The following is a 23,790-nucleotide window of genomic DNA, read 5'->3' on the forward strand; positions in this document are numbered from 1 at the left end:
GCGCCGCGGCGCCGTCGTACCTACCCTGCGAAACCTATTCCACATCGAGCGGAACCCGGCGGCGCGGAGCCGGGAAGGCGCCATCTAGGCGCGCCAGCTGCTCGACGCTCAACTCGATCCGCGCGGCCTCCAGGTTTTCCCGCATATGGGCGAGCTTCCCGGTGCGCGGAATCGCAATGGTCGGGCTCTGCTCTAGCACCCAGGCCAGTAGCACTTGGAAGGGACTCACGCCCAGGTCGCGCGCTACCTCGGTGACCGCCGGATTGGTGACCAGGCCGTTGCGCAAAGTCCCAGCTTGGGCGAGCGGGCAGTAGGCGATGAGCGCCACGCCGAGCCGCTCCATGAGGCCACGCAATTCCACTTCAATTCCGCGCGAGCCGAGGTGGTAGAGCACCTCATTAGCCTGGCAATTCGCGCCGCCGGGCAGTGCGGCCAGCTCCTCCATATCTTCGACGTCGAAATTGGAGACGCCCCAGCTGCGGATTTTCCCGTTCTCGCGCAGGCGCTCCAGCTCCGCCACGGTTTCGGCCAGCGGGGTGCCGCCGCGCCAGTGATAGAGGTACATATCCACGTACTCGGTTCCCAGCCGCGCCAGGCTGGCATCCAGCGCGCCTTCCATGCGCCGCCGGGATGCGTTGGAGGGGAGCACTTTGGTGATGAGGTAGAGCGATTCGCGCGGGAAAGGTGTGATTGCTTCGCCCACGAGCTCTTCGGAGCGCCCGCTGCCGTACATTTCCGCGGTGTCAATAAGCCGGGCGCCGCCCTCGATTCCGCAGCGCAAGGCCGCTATTTCTTCCTGCCGGCGCGCTCGGTCATCACCGAGGAACCAGGTGCCCAGCCCGAGGGCCGGCACGGTATCGCCATTGGCCAAGGTGATGTTTCGCATGGGGTTTCCTTTTCGTTTCCTGCTTGCTTCCCCGAGCCCGCCGCCGCAAGTCCAGACCGCGGGCGCTTTCCATTCCAGGGTGCCACGGATGCCGTGCCCGCGCCAGGCCTTTCAGTGCGCCGAGATCGCCTGGACTGCAACTGGACTGCAAAAAGTGCGTCAGGAATATTGAAACCGCGAAAAGCTGTCAGCCCCATCGCAATCACTCGCTCGCGTGGACAAGCGTGGACGATGTGAGCGGTGATACCCATAAAAAGCGACGCATCAACAGCGGAGCCCCCAGGATGCGCCCTCCCGGCAGGAGGCCCCCACAAAAAGCAACATCTCGACGGGCAGCTCTTCAGAATGCAACCCCACGACAGTGGGCCCCACAGGATGCAACCCCACGACATCAAAACAATTTCTTAATGTAGCTGCCGTTGCATTTTGATTTCGGGCAAACGCGGCGGCCTTCCCGCGAGAGTCTCATGGGTTTCACGAACTTCAATAGTCACACCGGCCCTTGGGGAGGGGGATCTGTTTTCATAACTGTACTGCGCTTGTCGTACATGCGAAGTACATCCCGGAAAAACACACCCTCCCCGCCAGCGCGCCGGGCGGCGAGCCAAGTCGGCAGGAGTTACGGGGCCTGGGTCGGCATCGCTAAGCCCGTGCTTGGGGGGGGTCGTTTCATCTTACGAACACGCCTGGCGATGTTAGTGACCGACCAACTGTCTTAGCGATGATCAACATGAAGCCACGACCATCACATTCACATATGTTACAGTCCCTGACTTTTCACAACTGCTTGACCCCGACCAACCACGTACACTTTGTACATGCCTCGATTGAAGGGATAACTATGGTTCGCGTATCTCCGGATCCGGATTGGACACCAGTGCCTTTCCGCCAGTCATGGAGCGGGCATCTCATCGCGGGCACGCTGACCGCAATAGGTATTGTGATTACGCTGGCGCTGAGCCGGTTGTTCCTCCCCCATCAGGTGAACTTTTTCGCGCTGCTGCTCATTGTTGTGCTTAGCACCGTGGCTGTTGAATTCCTTTCAACGCACATCGACCGCTGGAATCAACGTCGCTGGCACCACCCGAGCCCGGGAGGATGGCTTCCTCCGCTGAGCCGGATTGCATTCTTCACAGGGGTCTATTTTCTTGTCACGCTGGTGCTGACGCCGGACTCTCGCCAAGCACTCATCTGTGGTGGCGTGGCTACTGCGGTCGCGATCATTGAGGTGATCGGGATACGGGAATGGAAAACAGGCTTGACCATAGCAGAGGAAAAAGAAACCACGCTGGCAGCTAAGAAAGCGCTTGAGGACATAGCTATAGAACTGCGCATAGAGCGGCAGGAGAAAGCTCGGCGCAGGGCGGCGGAGCGCCGCAAGCGGCTTGGCTTACCGGAGGACACCAGTCCGATTATCACGGTAAAGCCGGGTGGCTTCGAATTCCGGCCGCACCGCGTTAACTTTATTCCGCCGCGCGCCGAGCCCGGCGCCGCGGAGCAGCCTGGTGATCACTCCGCTGAGATCCCTCGTGAAGGGCGGGATTAGCGGCGCGGTGCGCGGAGCCTTCTGCGGCCGTATGCGCGGGGCTTGCCGCTGAGCTGTGGGAGGCACGGTGCGCTGAGCTGCTCCCGGATGTAGCGGTCGCAGCGAAGGTATGCGCAGCCCGGCGGCCGCGGATTTCCTGCCAAATATTGCGGCTGCGTGCCGTGCTCTCGGTACCCGGCTGGGCAGCGCGGCTCCCCCGGCGCCGCGGCCGCTCGGCAGCTGCCGGTGTTTCGGTTACCTTTACCGCAGGTTCGGGTTTCGCCTCAAGCTCCTCGGTTACTTCAACCGCGGCGGTCTTTTCGGTTGCCGCTGCTTCAGCCGCTTCGCTCGCCGCCGCTTCTGGCGCCACATCCAGAAGCGGCACCCCGGCAGCGGGCCCGAGCGCGGTAGCGCGCTGGAGGCGAATTTCATCCACAGAAAGCAAAATCCCGGTGGCCCGCTCCAGGATGGTCACCTGCCAGACCTGCACTCCGGCTCCGGCCAGAGCGCGCACGGCATCATAGGTATCCGGCTCGATGACGAAAGCGAAAATGCTCAGGCGCGGGGCCGGTTCCGGGATGGGCGGATTGACCGCGGTGAACTCCTGCCAGGCGGAGGAAAAATCGTGGGGCCCGCCCGGGAAAAGCCGGGTAATTTCGCGGCGGTCCAGAGTGGCGTGCTGCGCGGAACGGGCGAGGGCCGCGAGGAGCGCTGCGCCGTCGAGAACATCAATAATATCCACGCTAATAATGTTCCCGGTGGCATCCAAGGCAACCAATGAAGCGGTGCCGCGCTCCCCTTCCGGGCGCGTCCACGCTACCTGGAAGGCCGGGAAATCCAGGAAATCAGAAATCTGGGCGCGCAGTGCTTCCGCAACCGCGGTACGGGTTTCTTCCGGCAGATCGGCAGGAGGCGCCGCGCGATGAAATTGCCCGCCACGTAATGAGAAAACGCCCACGAGATACCATCTCCGATACTGTTTGCCGCACGAACCTGCCAACTCAAGCCTATCCTAGGCGAGATACCTGAGAATTGACTGCACCGCGCTTTATTGCACGACGATGCCCGCGTGGAAGAAGCCCACGTACACCTTGCGAACCAAACCAAGAGCAGCAAACTTGCCATGTGTCACAACTACGGTAAGAGCCGAAGAGAAAAGCTACTCCGTTTACCCCCGTAGACACGTTATGTTTACAGGGGTAAACTACCTGCTATGAAACGGGCCCACCTCTTGAACGAGCTCAAGAAAATCGCGAAACAGACCGGCCACACGCTTATAACCACCGAAGGAACTCGACACACACGCGTTACCATCGGCGATGTAAGCGACATCGTGGGGCGGCACCGCGACATTCCAGAGGAAACCGCAAAGGGCACAATCCGTAAATTCAGGAAAGGACTAGGACTATGAGCAAAACGCATGTGAGAGCCTTTCGCGACCACGGGTGGTGGGGGCTCGAACTTACCGTAAACGGTGAAATTTACCATTCTCAAGCCCGCAGGCTCGATGAAATTAGCGAGATTGTCGCGGATGCGCTCAATCTTCTTAATGTTGAAAACCACGGGTTCGATTTAGTCATAGATGTTGGCTCCACCGCCGAAACTATTGCTCAGGCTAAAAAACTATCCCGGCAAGCTCACGAACTTCAGTCACGGGCATCGCAAGCTACGCGAGAAGCCGCTACCAGCTTGCGATCTTCGGGGATGACCGTCCGTGAAGTTGCAGAGATTATGGAGCTTTCACCCGGACGCATTTCCAAGATTCTGCAAACAGCCTAAGTTCCGCATTAACTGCACCTTCTTCTACCCGCACGCCAAGCGGCCGGGCAGGAACCAGCTCCGTGCAGAGCTCCGTTCCCGCCCGGCCACCGTGCAGCGCGAGCCGCGTTTAGCTAGCTTTTGCGTAGCTAGCTTACGGTTCCGCAGCTACGCCGTCGCCCCGGCTCCGGACTCATGCCCTTTGGCCATGACGGCCGCGCGCCCGGCTTCTAGGCGTGCCACCGGTACCCGGAACGGCGAGCAGGACACGTAATCCAAACCGACGGAATCGAAGAAGTGCACCGAAGCGGGATCCCCGCCGTGCTCACCGCAGATACCCACGGTGAGATTCGGATTACCCTTCCGCCCACGCTCGGTACCCATGCGCACCAGCTCGCCCACACCTTCGCGGTCGATGGTCTCGAAAGGCGAGGTGTCGAAGATTCCTTCCGCCATATAGGTCGGGATAAATTCGTGTTCGACGTCGTCCCGCGAGAAGCCCCACGTGGTCTGGGTCAAATCATTGGTGCCGAAGGAGAAGAATTCGGAATCCTCGGCGATCTTCTCCGCGATAATGGCCGCGCGCGGCAGCTCGATCATATTGCCGATCGCGATATCGAGGTCGTAGCCGGATTCGCGTTCCACCTCGGCAATGATCTTGCGGGCCCGGTCCGCCACCAGGCGGAATTCCTTCTCCGAGCCGATCAGCGGGATCATGATTTCCGGATGCGGATCCAACCCGCGCTTGCGGCAGGCCACCGCCGCCTCGGCCACCGCCCGCACCTGCAAATCCACGAAGCCGGGGATCTGGATGGACAGACGCACCCCGCGCAGGCCCAGCATGGGGTTGTCTTCGTGGCGTTCAGTTGCCGCCCGCAGTAGCGTGCGGGTGTGTTCGGGAACCTGCTGGCCGCGCGCCTCCATCGTGGCGACCTCAACCGCCAGCTTGGTCATATCCGGGAGGAATTCGTGCAGCGGCGGGTCAATGAGGCGCACCACCACCGGCAGTCCGTCCATCGCCTCGAAAATACCCTCGAAGTCCCCGCGTTGCAGCGGCATAAGCGCCCCGAGCGCGGCGGCCTGCAATTCCGGGGTAGCCGCGAGGATAACGTGCTCGATAAGCTCGCGCCGCTCACCCAGGAACATATGCTCGGTGCGGCATAGGCCCACGCCCTGCGCCCCGAATTCGCGAGCGCGCGCGGCGTCTTCCGGATTATCCGCATTGGCCCGCACGTGCATGCGCGCAGACTTATCCGCCTGGGTGAGGATGCGATCCACGGAACGCACCAATTCGCAGGTGTCCTTATCATCACCGGCGGCCTCCAGCGCGGCCTCCAGGCCCTGGGATACGTAGATCATGACCGGGGAATCTTCCACCGGGACAGCCCCGAAGAACACTTCCCCGGTGGTGCCGTCAATGGAAATAACATCTCCGGCGCGCAGTGTTTGCCCGGTGGACTTGATGAAGACCGTGCCGGCCTTTTCTTCCACGAGGAGATCCTCCGCGCCCACCACGCAGGTACGGCCCATCCCGCGGGCCACCACCGCAGCATGTGAGGTTTTCCCGCCGCGCGCGGTTAGCACGCCGGCGGCCACCACCATGCCGGGCAGGTCATCCGGGTTGGTTTCGCGGCGCACCAGGATCACCTTGGCACCTTCGGCGGCGCGCGCCTGGGCCTGCTCGTTACTAAAGACCACTTCACCCACGGCCGCGCCCGGGGAGGCCGCCATGGCCTTCGTGATGAGGGTGCGCTGGGCATCGCGCTGGAATTGCGGGAAGAGTAGCGAGGTGAGCTGTTCACCGGTCGTACGGGTGATCGCTTCTTCCGCGCTAATAAGGCCCTCATCTACCAGCTGGGTAGCCACTCGGAAGGCCGCGGCGGCGGTGCGCTTACCCACGCGGGTTTGCAGCATCCACAGTTTGCCTTCCTGGATGGTGAACTCAATATCGCACAGGTCCCGGTAGTGGTTTTCCAGGCGCTTCATGATGTCCATGAGCTCGGTGTAGGAAGCCGGATCTAGCTGCTCGAGATCCTTGAGGGAAAGGGTATTGCGGATGCCGGCCACCACGTCCTCACCCTGGGCATTGACAAGGTAATCACCGTATACCCCGGAGTGTCCGGTGGAAGGATCGCGGGTGAACGCCACCCCGGTGCCGGATTTCTCCCCCATATTGCCGAACACCATCGTGCAAATATTGACGGCGGTGCCCAGGTCATCCGGGATATGTTCGCGCCGGCGGTAGATCCGGGCGCGCTCGGTGTTCCAAGAACGGAATACCGCGGTGATCGCGAGGTTCATTTGCCGGCGCGGGTTCTGCGGGAAGGGATACCCGCTGGCGCGCCGCACGATTCCCTTGAATTGTTCGACCAGCTCTTGCAGGTCCGCCGTCGTCATATCAAGATCGCCACTGTAGCCCTTCGCCTTTTGCAGGGCGTGCAGGGCGTCGGAGAAAAGATCCCCGTCAATATCGAGTACGGTGCGGGCGAACATTTGGATGAGGCGCCGGTAAGAATCCCAGGCGAAACGTTCGTTGCCGGATTGCGCCGCGAGGCCCTTGACGGACTGGTCATTGAGGCCAATATTGAGCACGGTTTCCATCATCCCCGGCATGGAGAACTTCGCGCCTGAACGCACCGAGAGCAGCAGCGGATCCTCCGGATCGCCAAGTTTCTTGCCCATCTGCTCTTCCACGGCTTCCAGGTGGCGCGTCACCTCCGCTTCGAGTTCCTCGGGTTCCTGCCCGTTACTCAGGTAGTAGCGGCAGGCTTCGGTGGTGATGGTGAAACCGGGTGGGACAGGCAAATCCATGTGGACCATCTCCGCCAGGTTGGCTCCCTTGCCGCCGAGAAGGTCCTTCATGTCCTTGTTGCCCTCGGTAAATGCGTATACGAACTTGGTCATATCGTCCTCCGTGAGGGTTCACACGCGCATAAGTGCGCGGAGCGGCCCCTTCGCCGCTCACGTGTCCAGGGTAACACTTTGGGGCGGCGTGATCGAGAGGAATTTTTAGTGAATGCCGCGCACGTTTCCGGCGGCGTCCACGTCAATGGCCAGCGCAGATGGTTCTTTGGGCAGGCCCGGCATGAGCATGACGCTCCCCGCCATGACCACAACGAAACGGCCACCCGCGGAGAGATGCACATCGCGTACCGGCACGTCAAAATCGCTGGGAGCGCCCAGGCGTTTCGGGTCGGTGGTGAAGGAGGCCGGAGTTTTCGCGATGCAGACGGGATAGCTGCCGTAGCCGCGTTCTTCCAGCTCACGTAGCTGCTCACGCGCTTCTTGCGCGAAGGTGACGCTCGCTCCCCCGTAGACGCGCCGCACCACCGCGGTGATTTTCTCGCTGAGGCTCGCGCTATCCGGGTACGTGAAACGGGTGCGGGAGGGCGTTTCGAGCGCGGCCAGAACCGCTTCGGCCAGGGGCGCCGCGCCTTCCCCGCCGCGCGCGAAATGCTCAGAGACGGCCACCGGCACACCCAATTCTTCGAATTGCGTACGCGCTTTTTCGATATCTGCTTCGGTATCCGTATCAAAACGATTAAGGGCGACGACGACGGACTGCCCCCACACCGCCTGCAAATTATGAATATGCCGGGCGGCATTGGCGATACCCCCGTGGTAGCGCAGGGCGCGCAAGGTGACCACAAAAACGGCCGCGTCGGGGCGCAGTCCGGAGGTACGGCACATAATGTCAATAAATTTTTCGGCCCCCAGGTCAGCCCCGAACCCGGCTTCCGTTACCGCGATCTCCCCCATCGCGAGCGCGGCGCGGGTGGCCATCACAGAATTGCAACCGTGCGCAATATTGGCGAAGGGCCCGCCGTGCACGAGCGCGGGGGTGCCTTCCCGGGTGGCAACAAGGTTCGGGCAGAACGCTTCGGTCAGGAGGGCAAGCATGGCGCCGGTGGCACCCAGATCCGCCGCGGTGACGGGTGCGCCAGCCCGGGTGCGGGCCACTTCCATGGCGTTGAGGCGCTCGCGCAGATCCGCAAAAGAGGACGCCAAGCAGAACGCTGCCATAACTTCACTGGCGGGAACAATATCGAAGCCGGTGGCGCGGGTGGCGTGCGCACCGGGATTGGAACGGGTGCCCGCGCCCGGGCCGGCGCTATCGAGGCGCCCGCTGGGGCTGAGGAGGATGGCCCGCAGGGCCCGGTCATTCATATCGATAACGCGGCGCACGCTGACCGTCGCCGGGTCAATATCGTGGGTGTCGAAATAGACCGCGTTATCCGCCATAGCGGCTAGGAGGTTATGGGCGGCAGCAATCGCAGCGAAATCCCCGTTGAAGTGCAGGTTAATGGAGGCGGCCGGAGTGAGGGTGGCTCGGCCCCCGCCGATCGCCCCGCCTTTGAGCCCGAAAACCGGGCCGAGCGAAGGTTCACGCAGCGCCAGCACCGCGCGTTTACCCAGGTAGCGCAGGCCATCCGCCAGGCCAATGGAGGTGGTGGTTTTCCCCTCCCCGGCAGGGGTGGGTGACATGGCAGTCACGAGCACGAGGCGGCCGGGCTGCGCACCGACCTTTTCAACCCAGCGGTAATCGATCTTTGCCCGGTCCCGACCGAAGGGGATAACGGCATCGGCGGGTACCCCGGCCGCCAGCGCCGTATCAACAAGGGGAAGATCAATAGACATACGCTGTAGTTTATACCGCTCTGCCCAATCCCCTAGGCAAGCGGACCCATCTCTTCTTCATAGGCGGCGCGGAGCGCTTGGCCGCGGGATTCGTCGTCGTCGTTAAAATATCGCAGCACGCGGGCCGGAACCCCAACCACAATGCAGTTGGCGGGGACATCACGCATAACGACGGCGCCGGCGCCCACAATCGAATTCTCACCGATGGTCACGCCCGGGCCGATGGTGGCGGAGGCACCGATCCACACGTTATCTCCAATGGTGATGGCGGTGCCGAATTCCAGGTCAGTTTCGGCACGAACGCGCGGAGGAACCGGGTGCCCGGCGGTGGTGATAGTGACGCGCGGGCCGATGAGGACACGGCGGCCCAGGGTAATGGGGGCGACGTCGAGGAGAATCGCACCGGAGTTGATAAAGACCTCCGGGCCGATGTGGACATTGGCGCCGTAATCGCAGTGGACGGGCGGAACCACGGTGGCGCTGGGGTCGAAAGAACCGAAGAAACGGGCGGCGATGGTGCGGATCGTTTCGTTATCGGAAGGGTTGGTGGCATTCAGCTCGTGCTGGACAGTGAGGCCCTCGCGGCGGACGTGGGCTATGTAAGGATCGTCGGCGATATACATTTTCCCGGCGACCATGCGCTCCCAGGTGGGCGAGGGCTGCGGCGCGGTGCGCTGGACGGGCGCGGGCGAGGATTCCGGAACGGGCTGATTCGATTCGGTCATAGGTTCATTCTGGCATATCTGGGCTACCATCTAAGGTGAACTCTTGTTCGCCCTTCGGAAGGGATGCGGTGGTGCGTTTCCCAGGTTTTCTACCCCGGCGGTGGCCGGCTGGACATCGTGGCCCAGCTGGCATGCTGCCATCTCGCAACACGGCGGGCTCCGAACCGCTTGGAGAAATACTCCGCCACGCGGCAAGGCGCCCCGTCACCGCAGCAGCCTTGATAAGACCTCACCAGCAGCGGGCCGCTCAGCCGGCCCCCACATCAGAAAGGATGAATCATGCGCATTGCAATTATTGGAGCTAATGGCGCGGCCGGAAAGCTCCTCACTCAGGAAGCAGTTTCGCGCGGGCACGAAGTTATTGCCGTGACGCGCTCGGAAAACGAAACGGAGGCCCCGGTCTCGCTACGCCGCGATGTTTTCGATATTGAACGCGGGGATATTGCCGGCTTCGATGCCATGGTAGATGCCCTCACGCCCAGCGCAGATGCCGGGGAGGACTTCCCCGAGCGCGCCGCACACCACCTCATTGAGTTGGTTTCCGGCCTGCCGACCCGGCTCATCGTGCTCGATAGCGGAGACGCGAAAGTCCCGGCGGCTTTGGCGGGTGCCCACATCGCCAAGTGGACGTACATTTCCCCGGAGATTACTTCCGCCGATCTGGCTGCGGGCGTGATTGACGAACTCGAGCGCGGCCCGCTGACCGCCCATATCCGCAAGCATCTCGTGGTGGGTGAGAAATAGAGCGTAGAGAAATCGGAGCGAGGAACGCACCGCAGAGAGCGCATCTCCGCAAACACGAATAAGGGCCGCGCCTGGGAATCCCGGGGGCGGCCCTCTTTTGCACGTTTCGAGCATTTTGTGCACATTCTATTGCGCGGTTCGCTCATCTCAGCTAGTCTATCCGTATATTTCGAACGAAATATATGTTCCGATAGGTGAGCGCGGAGGCGCGCCCTCCGAATATCTGTGAGTGCCACGCCCGCCCCGACCAGGGGCACGACACTCTCGGTAGCGTGTTCGGCAGGTCCGTACCACTCGCGATGCAAGGAAGCGATCGCGGCACCCCCGCGCGGTGTTCCAGGAGTTTTTCATGATTACGTCCCCGCAGATGGCCCAGCGGCCCACTCGATATCGCTGGGTAGTCATGGCGATTATTTTCGTCACTTACGTTATTTGTATGGCCGATCGTTCTAATATCGGCACCCTGCTGCCCTTCATCAAAGAAGACTTCCACATGACCAATTCCCAGCAGGGTCTCATCGCTTCTATGTTCTTCCTCGGTTACGCGATTTCACAGATCCCAGCCGGGCTCATCATGGGCAAATTCGGGACCCGTAATATGGTGACGTTCGCGGTGCTATGTTTCTCCCTCGTTACCTTCCTCATGGGCTTTACCACCACGGCCATCGGCCTGATCGTGCTGCGTCTGCTTCTGGGTCTGACCGAAGGCCCCACTCCGGTAGGAATGACCTCCACTATTAATAACTGGTTCCCGAAACGGGAGAAAGGCACTGCCACCGGTATCTATATCGCTTCCACCCAGTTGGCACCGATGCTGGTTCCGCCTATCGTGGTGGTCCTCGCCCACAATATGGGCTGGCAGCATGTGTTCTGGGTCTTCGCAATTCCGGGTGCGATTATGGCCATCGTTTGGCATATTTTTGTGCGTTCTTATCCCCGCCAGTCTTCCCACGTCAACAAGGCCGAGCTCGCCCACATTGCCTCCGAAGAAGTGATCACCCAGACCAACCGCAAGGAAGCATCGTGGATGCCCAAGGTCGATAAGCTGATCCGTTACCGGAAGGTCAAGCGCCTGGAGACCAACGGCGATGTTATGCGCTCCTGGGATATCTGGGGTGACACCCTCGCGTACTTCTTCATGAACAACGTGCTTTATGGCATGCTGACCTGGATTCCCACCTACCTGGTGGATGCGCGCGGTTATGATGTCTTCGCCATGGGCTGGGTAGCTGCCTGCCCGGCGCTGGGCGGTATTATTGGCGCCCTCACCGGAGGTTGGGTTTCTGACCGTATCTTCGCGGGCCGACGCAAGCCAACTATGCTGCTGACCGCTTTGTTCACAGCGATTATGTTCGCCGTGGTCCTCATGGTTCCCAATAACATGTACGTGGTGGCACTCGCACTGATCCTTACAGGTTTCTGTCTCAATCTGGGCTGGCCGATGTTCACCGCCTACGCGATGAACCATTCCACCGAAAAAACCTACCCCTTCGCAATTTCGATTATTAACTCCGGTGGCAACCTGGGCGGATTCTTTGCCCCGCTTATCGTGGGTATGCTGCTTGATGCTACCGGTAGCTATAACGTGGCCTTCTCTTACTTCGTCGTCGTTCTGCTGCTCGCCTTCGTTATTCTGCTGACGCTGCGTGAGCCGAAGCCGCAGGCGGCGAGTGTTGGAAAGGAAGAAGCTTAATTATGAGTGCCGAAAGGAAAATTCTCTCCGGCGTGGTAGCCGACGACCTCACGGGCGCTACCACCACGGGAGCACTACTGGCGGCACGCGGGGTCAAGAATATTGTCAGCCTCAGCGACACGTCGAACTTAAGTTACGACGACGTTGACGCATTGCTTGTTTCCACCGATTCCCGCAGGCTCCCACCTGAGGAAGCTGCCTCCCGGGTACGTAATGCAACCCGCGATCTGGTGGCACGCGGGGCAACGATATTCTCTAAGCGCACTGATACTACGATGCGTGGCGGTATCGGTTACGAAATTGACGCCATGCGTGATGTGCTGGGCGAGGATTACATGGCTATTATCGTGCCGGCCATGCCCCCCTCGAAGCGCATTGTGGTGGCCGGATATTCACTTATCGATTCGCTGCTTCTAGCTCGCACCGGCGTGGCCAACGATATTCTCAGCCCGGTCAAGGAGTCGTACCTTCCCAAGTTATTGGCCGGGCAACTACGTGATGCCGTCGACCTTATCTGCATGAATACCGTGGTGGAAGGGCGCGACGCTATCCGCGCCGCCATGCAAAAATCCTATGATCGTGGCGTACGTAATATCCTCTGCGATTCAGTATCGAGCGAAGATGTTGCTGATATTGCCGCGGTGGTCAGCCAGCTCGGCTGGAAGGTGCTCTGCGTGGATCCGGGGTTATTTACCACGGAATACGCTGTGGCCCAAGGGATCCGGACCGAAGAGAAAAGCCCCAAAGCGCCACTACGCACCAAGTCTCAGGAAAATGATCACGGCACGGTGGTGATCGTGGCGGGATCCGCAACCGCGACTACTCGCCAGCAGCTGGAATACATGCAGGAGGTGCCCGGCACGCATACCATCACTCTCCCTCATGACCCTTTTATTGGAGGTGGGCACGAATACTCCCAGGCGCGGGCAGAGGCTGTGGCACAGGCACGAAGGATTCTCGACGACGCCACAGCAGGCAATGGGGAACCCGGACAGGTGCGGGTTATCATTATTACCCTCGATACCACGCTGAGCGGTACCGTCGTCGATATCAACCGGATTGAAGTGGCGAAGAACTTGCCAGCCGGCCAAGGCTCGCGCAATCTGGCGCAACACCTGGGCGAAGTTGCCCGCGATGTCATGGACATGCTCGGTAATCAGCTAGCAGGCATGTATGCCACAGGAGGCGACACGCTTGTCAATACCTGCCACGCTATCGAAGCAAGCGGTATCGCACTGGAAGATTATGTGATTCCGCAATCAGATCAGGGCAGAATTGTGGGAGGTCCCTTCAATGGCCTTCCCCTGGTGGGTAAAGGCGGACTCACCGGAACTGAACACACCGCACTTCGTATCGTCAACCGACTCTTTGATGAAAGGACCGTTTCATGACATCCGCAGCACACACCGTTGAGCCCAGCGAGCACGCGCGCGCTCTGGCCGACCAGGCCCGCAAGGATCGCCGGCCCGTTACCGCAATTACCCTAGGGGATCCGGCCGGCGTTGGCCCGGAAATTGTGGTGGGAACCGTCTGCGATCCCAGCGTATACGAATGCGCTCGTCCCTTCGTGATTGGTAATCGCAAGGCTTTGGAACGCGCCGCGAAGATGGCCGGTAAGAAACTGGTGATCAACGAGATCTCTGAGCCGGAAGAAGCGAAGTTTGAGTTCGGTATCGTGGACCTCCTCGATACCGGAGTGCATTCTGATGCCGATATCAAGTTCGGAAAGATTCAACGCGAAGCCCAGCTACAGGCTTATTCCTATTTGGAAAAGGCGATTGAGCTGGGGAACCAGGGGAGACTGCACGCGGTGTCTACCGCCCCGACCCATAAGGAAGGGATGATGGAAGCCGGGGTGCGATACCCGGGGCAGACTGAGATTTTCCAGAATCTCACCCACTCCAAGTACGCGCTCACGATGTTCCACGTGCATAAGCTGCGGGTGTTTTTCCTATCGCGGCACGTGTCTCTACGTGATGCGGTGAATTTCGTAACCAAAGAGCACGTGCTTGATTTCCTGCGGAATATCCACGAGGAATTCGAGCGCATCGGTTTCGATAATCCTTCCATCGCGGTGGCGGGGCTCAACCCGCATAACGGCGACAATGGGATGTTTGGCCGTGAGGAAATTGAGGAGTTAGAGCCGGCAGTGGCTGCCGCCCGCGCCGAGGGCATTCGTGCCCGCGGCCCTTTCCCTGGCGACTCGATTTTCGCTTTCTCGCTGGACGGGCGCCACGACGCCATCCTTTCTCTCTACCACGATCAGGGCCATATTGCCTGCAAGACCCTCGACTTCGAGAAAGCCATCACCCTGACCCTCGGGCTGCCGTTTATGCGTTCCTCCGTGGATCACGGCACAGCTTACGATATCGCCGGCAAGGGCATCGCCAACACCGGTTCTATGGTGGAAGCTACCCGGGTATGCGCGGAATTTGCGTTGCGTAAACTCGACGGCGAAGCGCGCCGGGCCGCGCGGGCCTAAAACGGTGCGTGCTGATTCCACTACGTGGCTAGTACCGGTCGCGCGGTGAATGATAGCCACGCACAATTCGAGAGGACCGCGTTTCCACTCAGGTGGGACGCGGCCCTCTCTGGTCCGTATGGGCGCGACGCCGCATTTGCGTGAGCAGACCCGCGAATATTCCGGGCCATGCGTCCTTAACGTCAGTGTCACCGCGGGCTAAGATGAGCGATATCACTCAGATTTATAGGACACAGAAATCCGCTAAACCCAACATAATCTGAGAGTCATGCAGCTAGCCACGAGGTGAGAGAACACCGATGACCGCAACGGAAGAACCGCGCGCCCGCCGCGCACAGAACCGCAAAGTAGTCAAGCGCCGCGCCCGGATTTTAGAACTGCTAGCCGGGGGAGATGCACCGCTGCGCAATGAAGAACTCGCCCGGCATTTCGGTGTTTCCCTCGCGACCATCCGTCGGGATTTGAGTGAACTAGAAACCAGTGGGGAGCTATCCCGTACTTACGGCGGTGCGGTCTCTGCTCACCCGGAATTTCTTCACCTGGGCGGGATTACCCCCACGAATTTGGCCCGTAAAAAAGCAATTGCGAAGCGGGCCGCGGCTCTTATCGCTGATGATTCCCTCGTGATCCTAGATGCGGGAACCACCGCCGAGCAGCTTTCCTTTGCCCTCGATAACACGCGCCGCATCACCGTGATTACCAACGGGATTCGCCCGATTAACGCCCTGGCACTCCAGGATAAAGTGACGGTAGTGGTGCTCGGTGGAACCCTCGATATTGCACACGACTCAATTACCGGCGTCGATGCAGAAAAAATGCTCGAATCTATGCACGGCAATTATGCCTTTATGGGCGCGGTACAGATCTCCCCGGAACGCGGCATCGGATCTCTCAGCTACGAGCAGGCGCGGCTCAAAACCCAGATGATGGCACATGCTTCCCAGGTCTACGTAATGGCAGACGCGGCGAAACTGCATAATCGCCCTTATCCATACTGGTCACCTTTTCCTAAACGCTGGACGCTAATTACTGATACCGACGCAGATGCCGAGATGCTGCGCCGCTTGCAGCGCTCGGGTGCTGAGGAGATTCTGCTCGCCAAGGTGTAGATTTTAAATGGCTCATGTCACAACGGTGAATGGCAGGAGGAACGATGATCATTTACTTTTCCGAGACTGGTACTACTGAAAAAGCAGCAGAACGCTTGCAAGGTATCGTCGGCGGCGAAGCGGTACGGATAGCCGCTGCGCAGCCCTACACGAATGAGGATTTGGATTGGCGGGTCGAGGACAGCCGGGCAAATCTGGAACAGCACGGTAAAATCGCAGCTCCCGGCCTTGCGGAACCTGTCGAGCTGGGAGGCGCCACGGAAGTATTCCTCGGTTTTCCGATCTGGTGGGGTATCCCGCCGAAAGTCGTGGATAGCTTCGTGAGCTCGCATGAGCTAGGAAACGCACGGGTACACCCCTTCTGCACCTCCGGAAGCTCACCGATGGACGAAGCCGAGGACTACCTACGCTCCGCTTTCCCGCAGATCGCGTGGACGAACGGACTGCGTTTCCACGACGGCCTCAGCGACGAAGAAATCCGCGCCTGGGCCGATGCGCGCTAGAGTCCCGAGCGCAGTTATTGCACTGAGCGGTACGCTCGGCACTCTTGCCGCCTGTTCGCTGGGTCAACCTTCCCCGGATGAACTGGCGGCATGCACCGGAACCGTTACGCTCTCCCAGCTCAACCTCCCCGGGCCCTACGGGGTTTCCTGGACGGTTGAGTTTGCGGAGGGCGACACCGCCACCTTGACGTATAACGTTCCTGGAGGTGGCACGGGCCTGACCGAGGTGTATCGGGAATCTTTCCCGGTCGATGCGCAACTGCGGCGAGAGATGTGCATGCGGGCTGCGATGACGAAAGAAGCAGAACCCCTGCCGGGCGGGGCGACCGTCAGCTGGGATCTGGGGCCGGCTGGCTCCGGGCACACCAACGATGAGGAAGCAACTTCGCTCATGGAGCCGGTCATGCTCATGGTCACCCAAGAACGCCTGTGGGCCGCGAATGAGGCATATGAGCAGTACGCCGAGAACCGCTAGAGGAACCGCTTCATCATTCTCTTCACGAGAGATTCTTCAATCAGCTACGCTCCACATTGGATAGCGGTGATTTACCTAGAGTGCGCCAACTTCTCGCACGCCCATGCCACCCCAGCTTCTCAAGATAGAGAAAAGAGAATCCTATGGTTAGCTTCTCCACTTTCACACGCAGTGGTGCCGCACTCGTGAGTATCGGTATTGCCCCGACATTGAGTTCCTGCTCCTCGCAAGGGCAAGCCTTGCCAGAACAGATAGCAAAATGTACCGGCACTGTCACGGTGTCTCAGCTTGGGGTACCTGACCCCGAAGGGTTTTCGTAGACGGTTACCTTCGAGAAAGATGACACTGCAATACTCAGCTTCTCCGCCGGAGGGAAAGATACCCGACTGACCGAGGTATACGAAGATTCGTTCACTGTTGACACCAAACTTCGCAAGAAGATGTGTAAGGCAGTTGCAGCTCAACCGACCGCGAAAGCCGAAGAATCCGAAAATTCCACAGTGGAATGTGATTTATCGCCAGCCGGCTCAGGTAAAACGAGAGACAGCAAAGCCGACTTCCTCATGGGCCCGGTTCTCAAGATGATTCCCGAAAGCGCGCTCCTGGCCGGGTATGCGGCACACGAAGAATACGCCAAGAACCGCTAGGTGTGCGGGACGGCAGGCGCGGCATCGTCGTTCTTAATGTGGCGCGGCACGGAAACCGTATGCTGCCACAATACGGATCATAAACGAGAAGAGGGCACCGCCGTCCCGGTTTCACCCAGCGCGGCGGTGCCTGTTCCGTAACATCGCGTTAATTTATGCTCCCGCTACTTCCTGTTCAAGGTCGTCGGTAATAACCTTGCCCATGGTTTCTGGCGTGGATAGGCACGCCAGAATGCCAAGGCCCATCATAATGGTGGTGAAGGTTAGTACCGGCCACCAACCGAAGCTACCCGGCCGCACGATAATGGCCGCGATCATCGGGGTGAAGCCCACGATGATATTGCCCAGCTGAGTGGAAACGGCATAGCCTGTCATTCGCAGGCGAGTCGGGAACATCTCGCTATACATCGGCGCCTGAACAACGTTTCCGCCGGTGGATACCAGCCCGATAATGAAGAGCAAAATAACCAGCAGCGGCACGCTCTTGATCTGAATTGCCCAGAAGATAACCGGGAACAGTGCCACGAGGCTGAACATCGAAATAAGGTACACCGGCCGGCGGCCGATCTTATCCGAGAGCGCTGCCCACAGTGGCTGAACCGGAACACCAATAACCATCGACACGGTGGCCAGAGTCAGCAAGGTCGAGCGCTCCCAACCCCAGTAGGTGGTGCCGTAGTTGAGCATGTAATTCGTGAGCAAAACGCCGGTGATTGCGAACTGGCCCATCGCCATAACGCGAATGACTTGCTGCCAGTGATTCTTGAAGAGGTCGCCGAGGCTCCCCTTATTTTTTCCGGAAGTCTTTTCCACCGAGTGCTGCGTGGTTTTACCCTGTTGGCGGGCGAGTGCCTCGTAAACATCGCGCGGTTCATCTGCCTTCGTCCGCACCCACAACGCGTAGAGCACCAGCGGAATAGCAATGAAGTAAGGGATCCGCCACCCCCAATCGAGAAGGAAGGACTCATTCCCTGACACGGGAATAAAAGCGGCAATACCAAGAAGCTGGCCGATAAGAAGTCCGTGCATGGTGAAAGCAACGAGACGGCCACGTTTCTCTGGCGGTGCCAGCTCTGACGTCATCGCTGTCGATCCGGCTTGCTCGCCGCCCGCGGAGAATCCCTGAATAAGCCGCATAGCAATCAAAATAATGCCCGCAGTAGGGCCAATCGAGTCATAGGACGGCAAGAATCCAATAACGAGAGTTGCAAATCCCATTAACCCGAGAGTGAGGAGGAGCGTCTTCTTTCTCCCCCAGGTATCACCGAGGTGACCGAGCACGATAGCTCCGAGAGGCCGAGCGAGATACGCAACACCGAACGAGGCAAGCGAAGCGACATTCGCTAAGGTCGGATTATCCCCACCACCGAAGAAAACGGTAGGGAAGATAACCGCGGATGCGGTTCCGTACAGGCCAAAGTCATAGTATTCGGCAAGAGCGCCCCAAAAACCAGATTTTGCGGCTTTCTTGGCTGATTTTTCTACGTTCACTTTCTCGCCCGAGACCTTCATAGCTACATTCGATGCAAGACCACTCTCTGGCGACGATGCCGGCGTAGCACCTGGTGTCGTGTGTGGGTCCGTCATTGGTTATCCTTTCGCGCAACGGCGCTGCATTGCATCCGTTTTATGCGGTAAATCGTGGACGTTCCCTTACGTCCATCAGCTAGCGTACTGAGAGCATGGTGATTAAAACCGCCTCACTGCGGGTGAATTACACGTCCTCTCTTCATACCATCAGACGAGTAGACTAGTCCGTAATTACCGGAAGTAATACTCAAAAATCCGTGTAGCGAATGGCGGGGCGGAATGCGAACAAACCTACAATTCTCACAGCGTTTGACGGATGCAATTCAGGCGCTCCACGCAGCCGATGACCGGCGGGCCATCGCACGCTATTTCGTTGCCTTACTTGCGGATGTGGCACCTAATTCAGACTACATTTCTTTCCACGTATTCCTGCCACGCCAGAATATCTTTGCGGTACTGGGTGTATACGGTCTACGCCATTATAATTCGACTCTCCTGGTGGAAGCTGATTCACCCTTCGGAAGAACTCTTGACTGCCGCGAACAGTACTGGGCCCGTACTCCGGCCGAGGTAGCTCGCCTGTATTCCTTCCCGGATGATTCTTCGCTTGCCTACGAACGAACCCGACCGCTATTTCACTCGGCTTCCGCAGCCACTCACACGTCCGCGGTTATTCAGCCCTGCATCATCGGGGAAGAATTAGAGGGAACTATTTGGCTGGAATCCCACTCGCGAGCCGGAGCTTTTTCGACAACAGATCGGTTGCGCATTTCCCAGCTTTCCACCCTTGCGGCGTTACTTCTGCGCACCGCACCTCACGCAACTATTCTCAATTCTGACGGTTTAGCGGAGGTATGGGATGTACTTCTTACCACCCCCACTCAGCTCACCGCGGACACACCTGAGAATTCGACCCCTGAAAATACGCCACCGCGAACCGAATCGAGACACGCACCTGCGCTTACGCCCCGCGAAAGAGAGGTATTAACGCAAGTAGCATTGGGACTTACTAATTCCGAAGCAGCCTGCGCTCTGCATGTATCTATCAATACGGTGCGCAGCCATCGCCGCACCCTCATGCGAAAACTCGGAGCACACAATGTAGTGGAGCTTCTTGACACAGCGGAACGCTATGGAATGCTATCGAACTCGTAGAGAGACTAGTCCCTAACAGCTACTGGAAGGCGTTTTCACCCCAATGGGACAAGCTAATTCAGCGTTTGGACTCTAGGCTGGCACTTAATCGCACAGGAGATTATTTCGAGGGAGAAATGATGAACGCACCGACATTGTCAGTACCAGTTCCCGCTGCCACAGGCCCAATTGCAGTCAACAATGAGAGCTATCCCTTTTCTGCAATGCGGTTCGCACGCGAACCACTAGATTTAGCCTCGTACGGATACGTTGAGGAGGAGTATTTCCTTTCCGGTACCGCAAACGTTTATGGTTTCACTCCGGAGGAAGACACCCGCATAATCGTCGAAAAAGAGGGAATTCCATACTGTACCCGCGTACTGGTGCGGCGCCCAGCTAAGGAAAGTTCACCGACCGCATGGGTATCTATTTTGAATGCCTCGCAGGGATACGACATCGAAGACGATTGGAGGCGGGCCTGGGACTACCTTATGGACAAGCGGCACACCTATGTTGCCGTGACGGCCAAACCCATCCAGATCTCCGCCTTGCACACTTTTGATCCGGAGCGCTACAGACAGCTCAACTGGGGCGGAAAACCGCGCCAGATCGATGCCGCAGAGCCGGGATGGAATCCTTTTATGCAGCTTGACGAGTGCGAAGAGGGCTTGGCCTGGGATGTGATCGCGCAGGTGTCCGCGTGGCTACGATCCTCGAACAGCCCTGTGAGCCTAGAGCGCGTCTTCCTTATCGGCCAGTCCCAATCCTCGGTGTATACCAATACATATCTCACCTACTTCCACAATCTGTTACGGCTAGCCGACGATGCACCTACCTATGACGGTTATGCTCCCGGGGTCGGATCTGTGTTTGTCAAAGCTATTAACCAGCACAAGTCCGGGATCCCGCCGCAAATGCTGAGCGGCGTAGATCTTGATGCACCTGGGACTGGGGAGAAACAAGCAGCCTTTGTCCCCTACCTCGTTGAGCCCGCCCAACTTGATGTTCCGATTATCAGCACCTCCTCGGAGGCTGATGTGAGCCTCTTCGGCGCTGGTCCCGAATCTTTCCGCCTAGGGGACGGACCGTTGCGCCGGCATTGGCATGTGAAGCGTTCACCACATTCGGATGCCCGTTCGCGTGTTATCCCACAAAATTCGGAAGTGGTCAAGGCGAAGCGGCGCCCACGCCAGATGGATACCGCGTTTCTCGAATCCCTCAGTGCGCTTCCCATTGAACCCATTATTACCGGGTCCATGGCCGCGGTGGAGAAGTGGGCTGCAGAGGGAGTGCCGGCTGCGCCTTCTACCTGGTTTAACGCCGATGGCGACCAGTGGATTAAAGAAAGTGCTGGACTACTCTCAGGCGGCGTTGAACTGGGCATTGTGGCTCATCCAATTGCAAACTTTCTTCCCGGGGAACCCTCTAATCCCGTGTACGGCCTCATGACCTTGCATGCGCGCGAGTCGATTCTCAAGCGTTTCGCTTCTTTCGAGGACTACCGGGCCGCCTGCGATGAAGTCGATGATGCGCTGGAAAAGGCGGGTTATCTTGAGCCAGTGGGCCGCCGCTTGCTCCACGCCGTGGAACGCGAGCTGTGGGAACGCGCGGTGGAAGGCGCACCGGCTCCCCTGAGTTCACCGCAAGGTCGGTAGCAGCGCCCGGGTTGCCAGGCCGGAACGCGCCGCGGCGTCGCCGTTAATCCCGCGCGCTCAGGGCACCGGATTCTTCCAGGTAGCTCTCCCAATGGGGTGAAGCCGGCACCCGCCTGACCTGCCGGGAGGTCAGCATGAGCACGGCCGCGAGCGCGGTGGGAATCGCGAAGGAGATTTGGGTGAGTTCCCATCCGATCATCCCAATCCCCCAGCCGGCCAGCGCGGGGGCGAAAGCCGCGGCTCCGGAGGCGAAGAACTGGCTGACCGAACCCACGCGGCCCATCAGCTCATTGGGCGTCATGAGCGTGACCAGTCCCATCACCGCGGCATTGACGGCGGGGATAATCAGGCCCATTAATGCGTACATCGCGCCGATCCACCCCAAACCGGGAAGGAAAGGAACAATGGCGACGACGCCGGCGCACATGAGGAATCCGGCGATGATGAGAATTCCGGAGGGGACCCGCGCGACGAGACGCGCGGCAACCACCGCCCCCGCAAGCGCCCCGCACCCGAGCGCGGTGGCGAGCAGACCAATGAGCGCCGGCTCCACCCCGCGGTCGGCGAGGCCGAGGGTCACGCTCATCATCATGCCGGCCCACCCCAGGTTGAGCAGGCAGGCGCAGATAAGAAGCACTCGGACCACGGCGCGTTCCCACATCCACCGTAGTGACTCGTTGAATTCCGCGAGCGCCCGGGAGATAGGGCCGGTACGAACAGGGCGCGCAGAGTTGTCCGAGTTCTCAGGGCGCCTGGCACTGCTGGAACACTCAGCGCCGCCGGAACACTCAGCGCCGCAGGAACGCCCGGGCCGGTAATCCCCGCGCATGAGGAGCGTAGCCCCCATGCTCGCCAGCTGCCCGACGATTTGCGCGAGAGCGGGGACGTAGAGGTGGATGGCAAGAAGCGCTCCGCCGGCCGGGCCGGTGGCGAGGGTGACCGCGGCGTCGCGCCCCTGATTCGCAGCCACGGCGTTGGGAAGAAGTCGCCCGGGAACCACCTGTTTGAGCATGGAATTTGAGGCCGGGGAGAGCAGGGAGTTACGCAGGCGGTCGAGGAAAGCAAGAACGGCAAGATTGAGCACGTTCGCAGTGCCACTAAGCAACAGCGCTACCAGCGCAACCTGCGCGAGCACCCCTAGGCCAGACGAGACCAAGCGGAGGGTCCGCCGGTTATGGCGGTCGGCCAATACCCCGCCGGGAAGAATACCCAGCAACGTACCTACGCCTTGGAAGAATCCCACCGTTCCGGCGTGTACCGGCGAACCGGTCACCGCCAGGCAAACCAGCGGGAAGGCGAACATCGCGATGCCGGCGCCCAGATCCTGGAGCAGATCGCCGGTAAACCAGGCCCGGTATTCACGGGATGCCCAGATGGTGGCAGGTTCACGCTCTGATGCGGTCACCTGTTCCGTTGCTATAACTGTCCCATTGTCCATACCTGGCATGAGGTCTCCTTACGTGCTGATGAGCCGAATACCTCGGCCTCTACCTCCCACTATAATTACGCAAGAATTATTGCGCAACATTTATTGCGTATATGGGCAAGTCCGTTGTTCCAGCTACAATGATTCTATGGCTTCTTCTGACAGCACTGCCGAATCACGTGACACTCCCGAAATGACCAGCGCCGATTCGGGCAGCGCGCCCACCGCGGGTACCACCACCCCGGAAACGGTGGCTCGCCTCAACCGGGAGCAGCTGCGGGCCCTATCTCACCCGGTCCGCCTGAGCCTGCTCCACACTCTCAGCCGACTAGGCCACGCGCGCGCCGCGGATTTGGCTGAGGAACTGGAGCTTCCCGCCAATTCCATGAGCTATCACCTGCGAATTTTGGCCCGCGGTGGGCTGATTCGCGAGGATCCGACCCGGGCGCGCGATAAACGTGATCGGGTGTGGACCCTCACTTCCCCGCGCATGGCCACCGATTCCAGCCTGCCCAATTCGGAGTATTCCAAAAGCGTGACCGCGGCCGGCACCGCGATTCTGGAATGGGCCACCTCACTGTGGCTGGCCGCAATGACCGCCCGCACTAACCACCCGGAGGAGCGGCCGCTGTTCACCAGTTTGCACCCGGCAGAAGTCCTTCTCACACGTGAGCAGGCCGCCGATCTTTCCAAGAAAATGTATGAACTCGTGGAGGAATATCGGGTGGATAATGAGGCGGGCGCGGCAACCCGCCCGAATAACTCTTCTAACTCTTCCGAGAAAGCCACTCCCTTTGTGACACTCCAGGCCATTATCCCGCGCAGCCCTGGCCACAACACGCACGCAAGTACCCGCTAGC

The 23,790-nt window shown here is 59.6% G+C and carries 20 protein-coding genes; 13 read left to right on the forward strand and 7 right to left on the reverse strand.

Annotated features, from left to right (window positions below):
• Positions 1-34: 34 nt before the first annotated feature.
• Positions 35-886 carry an aldo/keto reductase gene (locus ACTFPK_RS00975; protein WP_439910902.1) on the reverse strand — a complete coding sequence of 284 codons (852 nt, stop codon included), beginning with the start codon at positions 884-886 and terminating at the stop codon, positions 35-37.
• Between the two features lie 841 nt (positions 887-1,727).
• Between ACTFPK_RS00975 and ACTFPK_RS00980 the strand changes: the two genes are divergently transcribed.
• The gene (locus ACTFPK_RS00980) at positions 1,728-2,432 is read left to right on the forward strand and encodes a hypothetical protein (RefSeq protein ID WP_439910903.1); all 705 of its coding nucleotides are present in this window, start codon (positions 1,728-1,730) and stop codon (positions 2,430-2,432) included.
• Here ACTFPK_RS00980 and ACTFPK_RS00985 read toward each other — a convergent pair.
• Positions 2,350-3,369, reverse strand: coding sequence for a hypothetical protein (locus tag ACTFPK_RS00985; protein WP_439910904.1), 1,020 nt, complete (start codon positions 3,367-3,369; stop codon positions 2,350-2,352). The two genes, ACTFPK_RS00980 and ACTFPK_RS00985, sit on opposite strands and share 83 nt — an antisense overlap.
• 449 nt (positions 3,370-3,818) lie before the next feature.
• On the opposite strand from ACTFPK_RS00985, the gene ACTFPK_RS00990 reads away from it, so the two are divergent.
• Positions 3,819-4,190: a hypothetical protein gene (locus ACTFPK_RS00990; RefSeq protein ID WP_439910905.1), complete on the forward strand. Its 372-nt coding sequence runs from the start codon at positions 3,819-3,821 to the stop codon at positions 4,188-4,190.
• Between the two features lie 147 nt (positions 4,191-4,337).
• Here the strand turns inward: ACTFPK_RS00990 and ppdK are convergent, their stop codons facing one another.
• The 3 genes from ppdK to ACTFPK_RS01005 all read right to left on the reverse strand — a co-directional run bounded on the left by ppdK (position 4,338) and on the right by ACTFPK_RS01005 (position 9,532).
• Positions 4,338-7,073 (reverse strand): pyruvate, phosphate dikinase, encoded by a 2,736-nt coding sequence (ppdK, locus tag ACTFPK_RS00995; protein ID WP_439910906.1) that lies wholly within the window; start codon positions 7,071-7,073, stop codon positions 4,338-4,340.
• Positions 7,074-7,178: 105 nt separating this feature from the next.
• The gene (locus ACTFPK_RS01000; protein WP_439910907.1) at positions 7,179-8,807 is read right to left on the reverse strand and encodes a formate--tetrahydrofolate ligase; all 1,629 of its coding nucleotides are present in this window, start codon (positions 8,805-8,807) and stop codon (positions 7,179-7,181) included.
• A 32-nt stretch (positions 8,808-8,839) separates the two neighbouring features.
• Positions 8,840-9,532 (reverse strand): sugar O-acetyltransferase, encoded by a 693-nt coding sequence (locus ACTFPK_RS01005; protein ID WP_274736147.1) that lies wholly within the window; start codon positions 9,530-9,532, stop codon positions 8,840-8,842.
• Between the two features lie 279 nt (positions 9,533-9,811).
• On the opposite strand from ACTFPK_RS01005, the gene ACTFPK_RS01010 reads away from it, so the two are divergent.
• From ACTFPK_RS01010 to ACTFPK_RS01045, 8 genes are all read left to right on the forward strand, one after another.
• The gene (locus ACTFPK_RS01010; RefSeq protein ID WP_274736148.1) at positions 9,812-10,276 is read left to right on the forward strand and encodes an NAD(P)-dependent oxidoreductase; all 465 of its coding nucleotides are present in this window, start codon (positions 9,812-9,814) and stop codon (positions 10,274-10,276) included.
• A 349-nt stretch (positions 10,277-10,625) separates the two neighbouring features.
• Positions 10,626-11,969, forward strand: a complete 1,344-nt coding sequence (locus ACTFPK_RS01015; RefSeq protein ID WP_274736150.1) for an MFS transporter — start codon at positions 10,626-10,628, stop codon at positions 11,967-11,969.
• 2 nt (positions 11,970-11,971) lie between these two features.
• Positions 11,972-13,360 carry a four-carbon acid sugar kinase family protein gene (locus ACTFPK_RS01020; protein WP_274733942.1) on the forward strand — a complete coding sequence of 463 codons (1,389 nt, stop codon included), beginning with the start codon at positions 11,972-11,974 and terminating at the stop codon, positions 13,358-13,360.
• Positions 13,357-14,451, forward strand: coding sequence for a 4-hydroxythreonine-4-phosphate dehydrogenase PdxA (gene pdxA, locus ACTFPK_RS01025; protein WP_274733944.1), 1,095 nt, complete (start codon positions 13,357-13,359; stop codon positions 14,449-14,451). Before ACTFPK_RS01020 ends, pdxA begins: the two co-directional genes overlap by 4 nt.
• A 299-nt stretch (positions 14,452-14,750) precedes the next feature.
• Complete coding sequence (locus tag ACTFPK_RS01030; protein WP_274733945.1) at positions 14,751-15,560, forward strand: DeoR/GlpR family DNA-binding transcription regulator; 810 nt, start codon at positions 14,751-14,753, stop codon at positions 15,558-15,560.
• A 44-nt stretch (positions 15,561-15,604) separates the two neighbouring features.
• Entirely contained in the window at positions 15,605-16,063 is a 459-nt protein-coding gene (locus ACTFPK_RS01035) for a flavodoxin (protein ID WP_274733947.1), read from the forward strand.
• A complete protein-coding gene (locus ACTFPK_RS01040; protein ID WP_274733948.1) occupies positions 16,053-16,538 on the forward strand; it encodes a hypothetical protein in 486 nt (161 codons plus the stop codon). Before ACTFPK_RS01035 ends, ACTFPK_RS01040 begins: the two co-directional genes overlap by 11 nt.
• A 440-nt stretch (positions 16,539-16,978) precedes the next feature.
• On the forward strand, positions 16,979-17,185 hold the full coding sequence (locus tag ACTFPK_RS01045) for a hypothetical protein (RefSeq protein WP_274733949.1): 207 nt from the start codon (positions 16,979-16,981) through the stop codon (positions 17,183-17,185).
• A gap of 153 nt (positions 17,186-17,338) precedes the next feature.
• On the opposite strand, the gene ACTFPK_RS01050 is transcribed toward ACTFPK_RS01045, so the two are convergent.
• On the reverse strand, positions 17,339-18,697 hold the full coding sequence (locus tag ACTFPK_RS01050) for an MFS transporter (protein WP_274733950.1): 1,359 nt from the start codon (positions 18,695-18,697) through the stop codon (positions 17,339-17,341).
• A 327-nt stretch (positions 18,698-19,024) separates the two neighbouring features.
• On the opposite strand from ACTFPK_RS01050, the gene ACTFPK_RS01055 reads away from it, so the two are divergent.
• Positions 19,025-19,870 (forward strand): helix-turn-helix transcriptional regulator, encoded by an 846-nt coding sequence (locus ACTFPK_RS01055; RefSeq protein WP_274733952.1) that lies wholly within the window; start codon positions 19,025-19,027, stop codon positions 19,868-19,870.
• Positions 19,871-19,989: 119 nt separating this feature from the next.
• On the forward strand, positions 19,990-21,504 hold the full coding sequence (locus ACTFPK_RS01060) for an alpha/beta hydrolase domain-containing protein (protein ID WP_274736467.1): 1,515 nt from the start codon (positions 19,990-19,992) through the stop codon (positions 21,502-21,504).
• 43 nt (positions 21,505-21,547) lie between these two features.
• On the opposite strand, the gene ACTFPK_RS01065 is transcribed toward ACTFPK_RS01060, so the two are convergent.
• Positions 21,548-22,951 carry an MFS transporter gene (locus ACTFPK_RS01065; protein ID WP_274733955.1) on the reverse strand — a complete coding sequence of 468 codons (1,404 nt, stop codon included), beginning with the start codon at positions 22,949-22,951 and terminating at the stop codon, positions 21,548-21,550.
• Positions 22,952-23,078: 127 nt separating this feature from the next.
• Here ACTFPK_RS01065 and ACTFPK_RS01070 point away from each other — a divergent pair, with 127 nt between their 5' ends.
• Positions 23,079-23,789, forward strand: a complete 711-nt coding sequence (locus tag ACTFPK_RS01070) for an ArsR/SmtB family transcription factor (RefSeq protein WP_274733956.1) — start codon at positions 23,079-23,081, stop codon at positions 23,787-23,789.
• The last annotated feature ends 1 nt before the right edge of the window (position 23,790 follow it).

Source organism: Actinotignum sp. UMB0459 (assembly GCF_051905915.1).
Lineage (GTDB): Bacteria > Actinomycetota > Actinomycetes > Actinomycetales > Actinomycetaceae > Actinotignum > Actinotignum sanguinis.